Here is a 10,954-nt window from a genome sequence, read left to right as displayed (position 1 = left end):
CACAGAAAATAGGAATATTAAATAAAACAAAAACACCCCGCTACATTATTAGGATGTAAAGCGGGGTGCAAATCTCATAAATGACTTAAAATCAGCATTTATTGTGGACCTGGAGGGAATCGAACCCTCGTCCAAACGAGGAAATCATAAGCTTTCTACATGCTTATCTTTGCCTAAATTTTCGTGCAGGAACAGAACCAAAGCCATCAATTCCTGCCTTATCCTCTAAAGTTTCATCAAAAGTGCGAGGCCGCCTTTGACTATCCCCGATGTAACTGCACCACTGAACCGGAATGCTTCGGAGCAACAGCTTCCGAGTGATGTCTCGTCCTGGCACCTAGTGCCTGGATTAAGCTAATCTACTGTGATTCGATTAAGCAGCAAGAGCGTAATTAGTTTCGCCAGATAAAATTTTGATAACTGATATTTAAGTGGAAATTACCGACCCACTGCATGCTTACCTACCATTTCTGCCCGCTGTCAAATCCAGTCAAGCCCAAATTTTTATTCGTACAGAATAGCGATTGTTTAGAACTCTTTCCAAGGGTGCAAAGATAGGAAATGTTTTCTAATTTACGAGAAGACGTTAGCAAATATTATATCAAAGCACTATCTTTACGGAGCTATTTTATATTTAAGGTGAAAAAGCATCATGAAAAATCAACCAATAATAAGCTACTTATGATTAAGACATATCTATCTAAAACATCTATATTCAAAGCATTTGCCGCTGTTTGCATATTCGGAATCAGTATCAGTGGCTGTACTTCTAAAAAAAAGACTCCTATGGAAACAACCGATACAACGGAAAACGAACTAACCATGTTGGTGGGTACTTACACATCAGGAACCAGTAAAGGGATATATAGCTACCGCTTCAACGAAGAAGACGGGACAGCTACTCCGTTAAGTGAAACGGAAGTTGAAAATCCTTCTTATCTTGTTCCATCTGCCGACGGAAAATTCGTCTATGCAGTCAGTGAATTCAACAATACACAAGCTGCCGCCAATGCATTTGCCTTCAATAAAGAAAAAGGTACTTTACAACTATTAAATTCACAGCAAACGGGAGGTGAAGATCCTTGCTATATCATTGCCAGTGGAAACAATGTGATAACTGCCAACTACAGCGGCAGCAGTATCTCCGTTTTCCCTATTGCAAAAGATGGCTCGCTCCTACCCGTTTCCGATATTATACAATTCAAAGGTACGGGAATAGACGAGGAACGACAAGAGAAACCGCATCTGCATTGTGTCCGTATCACTCCGGATGGTAAATACTTGTTTGCCGATGACTTGGGTACAGATCAAATACATAAGTTTATCATTAACCCAGCTGCAAATGCAGAAAATAAGGAAGCATTTCTGAAAGAAGGATCGCCTGCTGCCTTTAAAGTGAAAGCCGGTTCGGGTCCCCGTCATCTGACTTTCTCGCCAAACGGCCATTACGCCTATCTGATTAATGAGTTATCGGGCACAGTAATCGCTTTTGAATATAAAGACGGAGATTTAAAAGAGATCCAGACAATCGCTGCCGATACGGTAAACGCACAAGGAAGCGCCGATATTCATATCAGCCCGGATGGTAAATTCCTGTACGCCAGCAATCGTTTGAAAGCAGATGGTATTGCCATATTCAGTATTCACCCGGATAACGGAATGTTGGCGAAAGCAGGCTACCAACTGACAGGGATTCATCCACGCAATTTCATCATCACACCTAATGGGAAATACTTGTTGGTTGCTTGCAGAGATAGCAATGTGATACAAGTTTATGAAAGAGATACAGATACAGGACTATTAACAGATGTACAGCAGGATATTAAAGTAGACAAGCCGGTCTGCATAAAATTTGTGCCATAATTTGTCATAATCTCCCGGCTATTCATCAACTACTGATAGCCCTTTACTTTTTATTTTGAGCAATCCGATTGTCAGGAATTTGAGTCTTCACAACGATTTTACTCCCGTTCTTGGTACACTTGATACATTCTTTCCGCAATGTCCTCTCTTTTAAGTCAAAAATGAGATTCGGATTAAAATGTTGCCCGTTAATACGGGTTTCGAAGTGTACATGTTCGGTAGTGGCACGACCGGTACGTCCTGTCAGCCCGATAGCTTGTCCGGCTTTTACGACATCACCAGCTTTAACCAGATTCTTGAAATTGTGGCTATAAAGTGTTTCCAATCCGTTAGCGTGGCGGATTACAACGATATTTCCGTAGGCATAATAGGGTTTCGACATACGCACCACTCCATCAAAAGCAGCACGAATCGTATCTTTTGCACAGGTCTTAATGTCTGTTCCCGAATGTCCTCCGCGAGTTCCATAGGCAGAGATTACTTTTCCTCCGGGTAATGGGAAAGCATATTCGTGATCTTTCAGAGAATCCAAATGCAGATAGATATGATTGCTTTTAGCAAATAATCCGGGAGTAGCTACCCGTACATCAGCCATTTCGCGGGCAGAGAAGGAAGGTTTATCCTGCCCGTCGCAGTCAGTGGCAATAATAATAAAACTGTCAGTAAGATAAGTATGTTTTTCATGTCTTTTTTCTTAGAGCACTCATTCTAATTATTCGAAGAATACGATTTCGCCTCCATCCGATTCTGTATAGTTTCTTAATAAGGTCTGTATCATTTCAACAGCTTCTTGCAAACCTTCTTTTCCGTTATAACCGTTGACTATGGCTAGGATATGAGTAGTTTCGAGGTCCATCTTCGTACGTTCATGGTCGCTTGTCGGGGTTCCGATTCCGCCGAAAGAATCACGATATACAGGTAATCCTTCGATATTCAATACCCCGCGTCCGATACCTTCAAACGGTTCTCCTGCTTTGCCGATACCGAGTTCAAGATGCGTACCTTGTATTTTGTCCGCGTCAAAACCACCGATCGAATGTCCCGTACGAAGAGACACAAGGTTGATAAGGTCTACCAACGTATCAATCTGATATAAAGGAATTCCACGCATCAGGCGGCGGCGTAGAGCTTCGGCTGACGGGCGGTAACGTCCGGGGTCTTTGCCACAACGTTTATAAGCCTCACGGGTAGCAAAGATAACGGGTTGATGTTTGATGTCTTCCATCTGTGTTGTGGAAGTCAGTTGCTTGGTAAAAGCGTCGATTTCCTGCCAAAGCCCTTCGCTGTAAGCTGTATTTTTCACAACAGCATACACAGCGGCTCCGGCAAAAACCGGACATGCGTCTTTTATTTCTTTAGATACTTTTATTTCAAACATAACTTATCATAAACCAATCATCAGCGTCCTGCAATAACAGACACCAATTATTACTTTCTAATCATTATTCCCGACAATGTACGACCGGAATCTATTCCCAGTCTACGTGCAGAGAAGAATTCATCATGATGAATATAGGTACAGATTCCGGCCACTTCTATCTGTTCTGCAGGCACTCCGAGATTCAGTAATTCAATCCGGTTGGCTTCCCACAAATCAATATGATATTTGCCTGTTTCTTTCTTCTTCATAGAAATGAGAGACATATCGAAGCCGCTTTCTTCAAAAGCATCATACACCTCATCACCTACTTCAAATGATTCGAGCGAAATGCTCGGCCCGATGCAAGCTATCACATCTTCGCCTTGCGTCCCGAACATCTTATTCAAGTGGTCCATCACATTACTGACAATATGCTTCACCGTTCCCTTCCATCCGGCATGAACGGCAGCCACAACGTGTTGTTTTTTGTCGTACAGCAATACAGGAACACAATCCGCCGTCGTGACACAAACGCAATATCCCGGCACATTAGTTATCAAGGCATCCATTCCTCGCAGAAGTAGCCGTCTCATTTCCAATGATTCTTTAAAAAATGATTCATTGATAATCAGACTGGCGCAACCATGACTCTGTTCAGGAATAAATAATTCCTTTATCTGATGATTCATGCACTGAAACAACCAGTTCTGATTGCGATTGACGTTCACACATGAGTCGTTGGTATAAGGCGAACAGTTGAAAGAGCCGTAAGCTCCGGTGCTTATACCTCCGTGACGTGTAGTTACGAAATGAGCTACTTCGGGATATGCATCTAATGACTTATATCCCTTCAACTCGTTATGTTTTGTAAGAGAAATCATTCTTCTTCCCAATCTTCTTCGTACTCATAATCGATATCATCGTCGCCATCTTCCTCATATTCATAAACGATGTCTTCATCTTCGCCCATGTCTTTGAGTTCCTGTTGCAGACGGGTCACGTCTTTCGGACGGTGAACGATGTCCTCTATTTTATTGCTTTCCTTGTTCAGTTCTTCCCAAAGGATGTCTTTCAACACCGAGATACCCAAACCGGAAACAGAAGATATGAATACATGTGGAATGCCTTCCGGCAATGTAGGTTCAATCTCGTCCATCAACTCCTGATCGAGCATATCACTCTTGGTGACAGCCAACACACGTTGCTTGTCCAACATTTCAGGATTGAAGGTACGCAGTTCGTTCAGCAAGACTTCATATTCTTTACGAATGTCGTCGCTGTCTGCCGGAACCATAAACAGCAGTAATGAATTACGCTCGATATGACGCAAGAAACGCAGTCCCAAACCTTTCCCCTGGCTAGCACCTTCGATAATACCCGGTATGTCCGCCATCACAAAGGATTTTCCACCGTGATAGGAAACGATGCCCAAGTTGGGTTCGAGTGTAGTAAACGGGTAATCGGCAATTTTCGGTTTGGCAGCCGAAATGGAAGAAAGCAAAGTTGACTTTCCCGCATTCGGGAAACCTACCAGACCAACATCGGCAAGCAGTTTCAGCTCCATGATAACGGTCATTTCCTGCATCGGTTCTCCTGGCTGCGCAAAACGCGGAGCCTGACGGGTGGCCGTCTTGAAATGCCAGTTACCCTGACCGCCGCGGCCGCCTTTGAGCAAGACCACTTCCTGTCCGTCTTCTGTTACGTCACAAAGATACTCCCCTGTCTCGGCATTATAAACTACCGTTCCGCAGGGTACTTCTATTATTTTATCCGCACCGTCTTTTCCGAAACTACGTCCTTTGCTCCCCGATTCACCATGACCGGCCATTGCATGACGGTCATACTTCAAGTGCAGCAATGTCCAGTAATTACGGTTACCGCGCAAGATGATATGACCTCCTCTTCCACCATCGCCCCCATCAGGACCTCCGTTAGGACAATATTTCTCGCGCCTCATGTGCGTAGAGCCTCTTCCGCCCTTACCCGAGCGACAGTATATCTTTACGTAATCAACAAAATTCGATTCAGCCATATTTTTTTAAAGAGTTAAAGTAGTCAGTAGTTAGAGCAGTTAATTAGAACACTCCGGCTACTGACTTATTTATTTATAATATTGTATTATTACAATTTATCTATTGCTTCGCAGATTTCAGCGAAGATACCTTCCATAGTACCCAAGCCGTTGATGTGTTGGTATTTCTTTTCGTTCTTGTACCAGTCGATCAGTGGAGCAGTCTGTGAATGATATACATGCAGACGTTTCTTGATTGTTTCTTCGTTATCATCAGCACGACCGGAATCCTTGCCACGTTTAATGAGACGTACCATCAGTTCTTCTTCCGGAACATCCAAGTCAACCATTACAGAAACGTCCTGTCCTCTTTCTGCCAACATTTTCTTTAATGCTTCTGCTTGTGCAATTGTTCTTGGGAAACCGTCGAAAATTACACCTTTGCTATCTTTGAAGCTGTCGAATACGCTTGCCAGAATATCAATCATTAATTCATCAGGAATCAATTGACCTTGGTCGATGTAACCTTTAGCTGTTTTACCCAGTTCTGTGCCATTCTTGATTTCAGCACGCAATACATCTCCTGTCGAGATGTGATTGATTCCATACTTTTCTACGATACGTTCGCTCTGTGTTCCTTTTCCTGAACCCGGAGCACCGAAAATTACGATGTTCAACATTTTGTTATTTACAATTTAACGATTTACTATTTACCATTTAAACTGGTACCTATTTAATATTAATCTACTACTGTATAAATATCGGGATAATTACGTCCGAAACCATCATAATCCAGTCCGTAACCTACGATAAAGTCGTTCGGGATTTCCATCGCTACATATTCAATGTTGAGGTTTACCTTGAGCTTTTCAGGTTTCACCAACAGAGAAGCGATATGAATAGCTTCGGGATTGCGTGTACCTAATGTTTCGAGCAGTCGCTGCATCGTCAGTCCTGTGTCTACGATATCTTCTACGATCACAATGGTACGTCCGGCAATGTCTTCATTCAGGCCGATTACCTCTTTAATCACTCCGGTGGAAGTGATGCCCTGATAAGACGCCAACTTCACAAATGAGATTTCACAAGGGATGGTGATATGCTTCAATAAATCAGCGGTAAACATGAACGAACCGTTCAACACACTAAGAAAAAGCGGATTCTTACCTGCCAAATCGCGGTTGATTTCGTTCGCTACGCGAATCACTTCTTTCTGAATTTCTTGTTCCTTAATGGAAACGGTAAACAATTTGTCTTTTATCTGAATGGTATCCATAACCGGTAATTTAAAAATAACCTTGCAAAAATACGATTTTTTATTCTACCCCGTGCATCATCTTCTGTAATTTCTTCGAGAGAAGGAACAGAATCAACGAAGCAACACCGGACATCACGACGAATACCATAAAGAAATCATACATGGTAGCAATCTGATAACCAAAGATTGACTTCACTTTTCCGGCTTCCGGATAGAGTCCGCTCAACATTCCCGCAAATTTATTGGCTGTGGCAGTAGACAGATACCAGATTCCCATCATCAGGGAGGCGAAACGCAGCGGACTCAATTTATTTACCATTGAAAGTCCGATAGGCGACAAAGCTATTTCACCCATGGTATGAATAAAGTAAAGTCCTGTCAGCCAAATCATGCTCACTTTCACTCCGGGAACAGCATCTTTCACTCCGAAACAGATGAAAAGATAACCTAAAGAAAGGAGTAACAGACCAATCGCTTGTTTGGTAGGAGAAGCAGGTTCCATCTTTCGCTTGTTCAGGAACCCCCATACACCCGGCATGATATATGCCAGAACAACTACAAACAGTGGATTGAAGGATTGAAACCATGAAGCCGGCATTTCCCAACCGAAAATGTCACGATTCGTCTGTTCGGATGCGAAGAGAGTTAAAGAAGCTCCCGCCTGTTCGTAGGCTGCCCAGAAGAAGATGACAAAGAAGGCTACTATATAGATAACGAAAATACGGCTGCGTTCTATTTTGGTCAATGAACCGTCTAACAAGATCAGAACAGGGAAAACAATGCAAGCGGTAAAAATGCCGATACTCACCCAATCGCCTTCAAATGCATAGTTAAAGAAGGCTATTAAAGCAATGGTAAGAATTGTGATTACAAGGGTATTACGTACTTTGGTACGTTTGTCCATCTTTGGGTGTGAGATATGGTCGACCTTGTCTTCTTTCTTTTCACGTTTAGCATCGGGGATAATACCAATCGGTTCTCCGGAAGGAGAAAAAAGATATTTATTCTTTTGAGTCTCGAAAAGAACAACGGTGAACAGTGTCATGATTCCGGCTGCAAGAAATCCCCATTTAAAGTCATGCGGATCACCGGTATCACCCAGATAACCACAAATCAAAGGAGCAGCAAAAGAGCCTACATTCACTCCCATATAAAAAATGGTGTATGCAGCATCCAGCCGCCTGTCTCCGGGTTCGTAGAGCTGACCTACCAGAGAAGAGACAGTGGGTTTGAAGCAACCATTGCCCAAGATCAGGAAGCCTAGTCCGCCATACATCATCCAATGGGCAAGGTTTGTATTATCTAAAGTGGAGGCACTCATAAACATCAGGAATTGCCCGACTGCCATCATCACCGCTCCCCCAAACACGGAACGACGGATTCCCCAATATTTATCGGCAATGTATCCGCCAATCAACGGGGTTAAATAAACTAGTCCGGTATAGCTGCCGTAGATGGATGCTGCCGCTTCTTTGTCAAACAATAATGCCTGCGTCAGGAAAAGAATAAAGATCGCACGCATACCGTAGTAACTGAAACGTTCTGCCGTGCTTGTCGCGAAAATCAGATAAAGGCCTTTCGGATGCCCTTTCAATGCACTCATGAATTTATGTGTTTAGTAGTTTATGGGGTGCAAAGGTACAGAAAAAGTAGATTAGATGCTTCTCTTATCAAACAGAATAATAGGGGGAATAGTAAAAACGAGCATAAAAAATCCTACTGATCCACTTCATTACTTTTTTAGCAGTGTAAATAATAAAGTGGAGATCCATCTTAAATGTAGGTTAGCTACCACCTTAGCCAAAAGTAAATTCGACATTTTCGATACTGGCAAAAAGCATTCCTTCTCTTTTCCTCAAAAAGATTTTGTCTTCTCGGGCCAGCCAACCAATAGCGAGAGCTACGTCTTCAAACGTCAAACTTAATTCACGGCACAAATCGAACATTGAAAGTTCACCTTTTTCATTTAAGATGCGCCATACTTTCCCGGCATTCAAGCCAATTTTTGTCTTTTCCATCATGCAAACTTTAGAAGATTAAACAATCCGTTATTTAGATTTTAATTCATTTTCATTGTGAGCACTGGAAAATGATGTGATGCACATTATCTATCTCCAAAGATAACATTTTTATCGGAAACGGCAAATAATCAAAGGCTTAATAAGGGGAACCGCATTAAAAATTTGTTTAAGAAGGTATGGCGATAAACTAAACACAATTTCCATCCGCGCCTCTACAGAAAAAGATTTTTCATTTCTCATATTCTCATAAATAAGAAACAAGTGGCAGTAAACTAATAAGATAGGCTATGAGAAATGATTTTAAAACAGGTATTTCTCATAGTTTCTTCGCAAAATAACCCGGATTTTGCTTCATTTCTCATAGTGTAGTGTGCCGGAAGCTGACATTGAATAAATAAAACTATGTATTCCTTTTGCTTGCTTCCATACACAGTGTCTTAGTTCCACATATTGTGGGAAAAGATTCCCTAAGGCTTGGGAAAGTATTCCCGTATATTGAAGGAAAACTTTCCCACAATATATGGGACAATCGAGACCAATGAGCATCTTCAAGCAAAAAGCCACTATTTTATCTAAATAGTAGCTTCATTTCCTGATAAAAATAAGGCAGGCTGAAAGAAAAAAGGAAGAACAAATGGCTTTTGACTATGAGAAATACCCTGAAATACTATGAGAATAAGGCGGCTTTTGAGCCAAAATATGGGAGAACTTATGAGAAATACCGTTTCGAAAAAGTGTTTCTCATAAGATATCTATTTGATTAGCTTTCGTTTATCGAAAAACAATGAGAATATGAGAAATGAAATGAAGAAATCTGGTTCTTCGTCAAATTTGGTGGTAATCTCTTTTTTATTTCAACTGTCTTCTTCTTTCTTAATCCTATTAAAAGTTGTAGATATGTTTGCTTTTTAGTAACTTTAAAGACACCACATCATTAAGAGTTACAATGCAACAAGTCATATCTACAACGTACAAATATACATCAAAAAAAGAAAATGCTCCTACAAATAGGGGATTATTCCATGATTTCAGATTCAGTCTTGGCTACGATAATCTGCAACAAGATGGTATCTCTGAAGCTGTTGGCTCATTGACGGTCTTTCTACATACGGCTGGCAAAGGGGCTTCCTGTCCTTATTGCGGACATTTCAGTCACCGATTGCACAGTTACTACTCCCGTCATATTGAGGATCTTGAAGTTTACGGTCATACTTTGGAGTTAGTCATCAAGGTTGGCAAATATTATTGTGACAATGTTTCTTGTCCACAAAAAATATTCTGCGAACCGTTGTCTTTTCTGGCTCGTCGGTATGGTAGACGGAGCTATCTTGTTGAGGAACGCATCAGATCGATAAGTTTGGAACTTACTTCCCGAAAGGCCTCTTCTCTTTTGCAACTGTTCCATATAACAGCCAGTAGTTCTTCCTGCTTACGCATCCTACAACAGTGCGGACAACACAATCCTATGCATAATAAAAGTATTTATGTAGGTATTGATGATTTTGCCTATAAAAAAGGTAAGGATTATATGAGTGTGGTCGTAGACCAGATGACACACATACCTATTGCTTTGTTAGAGGATAGAAACGGAGAAGCACTTGATAACTGGCTCATCCGGAATCCTCAAATACAATATATAACGAGAGACCGTGGAAGATGTTTCACAGAGGCTATAAACAGAATAATTCCTGGTGTTACACAAATCTGCGACCGGTTCCATCTAATCAAGAATATGACGGACACGATGATACCGGAAATAGAGAAAATAATCCGTCAGACCAAGAAAAAGCTCAAATACGAATATCCTGACAGAGACACGGCTTCTTCGTTAATTCTTCAGGACATATTTAACATGGGAGATGTCCGACACAGAGAAAAATTGAAGATATACAGGGAAAGCCTGAACTTAAAAATGCAGGGGATGACCATTGAGCAGACAGCCACACATTTGGGTAAGAAAAGTCGCTACATTTATAAGATTATTCACAACAGAAGAATAGGGGCATACTTGAATGAGCAACAGAAGACAGCTCTTAAATATGTATCCGAACTGGCTACAATCATTAGTGCGGGCTGTATTACTCGAAAAATATTGGCACAAAAAATGGGGAGTAAAATCAGTGGCGCACTTATTGGAAGGATAACATCCAGCTTGCGAAAAAGGTATCAACAAAAGAGGAAGGAAGTCAAGGAGCATAATGAGAGCATTGAAAACAGAAGTAAAATACAGAGAGTTTCACAGAATCAGATACGCAAATACATTCTAAAGGGAGAATCGGATAATCCTAAACTAGCGGAACTGTATAAGTCCTCACCGCAGATTAAAGAACTTTTAAGCGTGTGTCAGAATTTCAGAGATATGATTAATGGGAACACTTATGATAAGGATATTAGAAAGTGGATTGAAAAAGCGAAGGCAACACGGAATATGGCACTGACGA

Annotated in this window: 9 protein-coding genes, 1 other RNA gene and 1 pseudogene; 2 read left to right on the top strand and 9 right to left on the bottom strand. The window is 41.4% G+C overall.

Annotated features, from left to right (window positions below; translation table 11 throughout):
• Positions 1 to 101: 101 nt before the first annotated feature.
• Positions 102 to 498, bottom strand: a transfer-messenger RNA (tmRNA) gene (gene ssrA / locus DXA05_RS25085).
• Positions 499 to 681: 183 nt separating this feature from the next.
• Here ssrA and DXA05_RS25080 point away from each other — a divergent pair.
• Positions 682 to 1,863: a lactonase family protein gene (locus DXA05_RS25080; RefSeq protein ID WP_128859757.1), complete on the top strand. Its 1,182-nt coding sequence runs from the start codon at positions 682 to 684 to the stop codon at positions 1,861 to 1,863.
• 43 nt (positions 1,864 to 1,906) lie between these two features.
• On the opposite strand, the pseudogene DXA05_RS25075 reads toward DXA05_RS25080, so the two are convergent.
• From DXA05_RS25075 to DXA05_RS25040, 8 genes and pseudogenes are all read right to left on the bottom strand, one after another.
• Positions 1,907 to 2,547, bottom strand: a pseudogene (locus DXA05_RS25075) (M23 family metallopeptidase).
• A gap of 28 nt (positions 2,548 to 2,575) precedes the next feature.
• Positions 2,576 to 3,241 carry a phenylalanine--tRNA ligase beta subunit-related protein gene (locus DXA05_RS25070; RefSeq protein ID WP_049703270.1) on the bottom strand — a complete coding sequence of 222 codons (666 nt, stop codon included), beginning with the start codon at positions 3,239 to 3,241 and terminating at the stop codon, positions 2,576 to 2,578.
• 50 nt (positions 3,242 to 3,291) lie between these two features.
• Entirely contained in the window at positions 3,292 to 4,104 is an 813-nt protein-coding gene (gene pgeF / locus DXA05_RS25065; RefSeq protein ID WP_128859755.1) for a peptidoglycan editing factor PgeF, read from the bottom strand.
• Positions 4,101 to 5,255 carry a GTPase ObgE gene (gene obgE / locus DXA05_RS25060; RefSeq protein ID WP_087322624.1) on the bottom strand — a complete coding sequence of 385 codons (1,155 nt, stop codon included), beginning with the start codon at positions 5,253 to 5,255 and terminating at the stop codon, positions 4,101 to 4,103. The genes pgeF and obgE overlap by 4 nt, the downstream gene beginning before the upstream one ends.
• Positions 5,256 to 5,344: 89 nt before the next feature.
• The gene (locus DXA05_RS25055) at positions 5,345 to 5,914 is read right to left on the bottom strand and encodes an adenylate kinase (RefSeq protein ID WP_128859754.1); all 570 of its coding nucleotides are present in this window, start codon (positions 5,912 to 5,914) and stop codon (positions 5,345 to 5,347) included.
• A 59-nt stretch (positions 5,915 to 5,973) separates the two neighbouring features.
• Positions 5,974 to 6,510 carry a hypoxanthine phosphoribosyltransferase gene (gene hpt, locus DXA05_RS25050; RefSeq protein WP_004308350.1) on the bottom strand — a complete coding sequence of 179 codons (537 nt, stop codon included), beginning with the start codon at positions 6,508 to 6,510 and terminating at the stop codon, positions 5,974 to 5,976.
• Positions 6,511 to 6,550: 40 nt separating this feature from the next.
• Positions 6,551 to 8,095 (bottom strand): peptide MFS transporter, encoded by a 1,545-nt coding sequence (locus tag DXA05_RS25045; protein ID WP_128859753.1) that lies wholly within the window; start codon positions 8,093 to 8,095, stop codon positions 6,551 to 6,553.
• A 193-nt stretch (positions 8,096 to 8,288) separates the two neighbouring features.
• A complete protein-coding gene (locus DXA05_RS25040) occupies positions 8,289 to 8,513 on the bottom strand; it encodes a winged helix-turn-helix domain-containing protein (RefSeq protein ID WP_004301899.1) in 225 nt (74 codons plus the stop codon).
• A gap of 946 nt (positions 8,514 to 9,459) precedes the next feature.
• On the opposite strand from DXA05_RS25040, the gene DXA05_RS25035 reads away from it, so the two are divergent.
• A partial coding sequence (locus DXA05_RS25035) for an ISL3 family transposase (RefSeq protein ID WP_128859752.1) occupies positions 9,460 to 10,954 on the top strand: 1,495 nt, incomplete at its 3' end.

The sequence above is a fragment of the Bacteroides sp. AM54-2NS genome, from assembly GCF_003602935.1.
Lineage (GTDB): Bacteria > Bacteroidota > Bacteroidia > Bacteroidales > Bacteroidaceae > Bacteroides > Bacteroides xylanisolvens.
The sequence above is the reverse complement of the archived record's forward strand: the minus strand, read 5'-3'. Positions and strand labels throughout refer to the sequence as shown.

What these genes read in the sequence shown, in the direction of transcription:
- DXA05_RS25080 (WP_128859757.1), top strand. Translation starts at nt 682, where the DNA reads ATGATTAAGACATATCTATCTAAAACATCTATATTCAAAGCATTTGCC.
- DXA05_RS25070 (WP_049703270.1), bottom strand. Translation starts at nt 3,241, where the DNA reads ATGTTTGAAATAAAAGTATCTAAAGAAATAAAAGACGCATGTCCGGTT.
- pgeF (WP_128859755.1), bottom strand. Translation starts at nt 4,104, where the DNA reads ATGATTTCTCTTACAAAACATAACGAGTTGAAGGGATATAAGTCATTA.
- obgE (WP_087322624.1), bottom strand. Translation starts at nt 5,255, where the DNA reads ATGGCTGAATCGAATTTTGTTGATTACGTAAAGATATACTGTCGCTCG.
- DXA05_RS25055 (WP_128859754.1), bottom strand. Translation starts at nt 5,914, where the DNA reads ATGTTGAACATCGTAATTTTCGGTGCTCCGGGTTCAGGAAAAGGAACA.
- hpt (WP_004308350.1), bottom strand. Translation starts at nt 6,510, where the DNA reads ATGGATACCATTCAGATAAAAGACAAATTGTTTACCGTTTCCATTAAG.
- DXA05_RS25045 (WP_128859753.1), bottom strand. Translation starts at nt 8,095, where the DNA reads ATGAGTGCATTGAAAGGGCATCCGAAAGGCCTTTATCTGATTTTCGCG.
- DXA05_RS25040 (WP_004301899.1), bottom strand. Translation starts at nt 8,513, where the DNA reads ATGATGGAAAAGACAAAAATTGGCTTGAATGCCGGGAAAGTATGGCGC.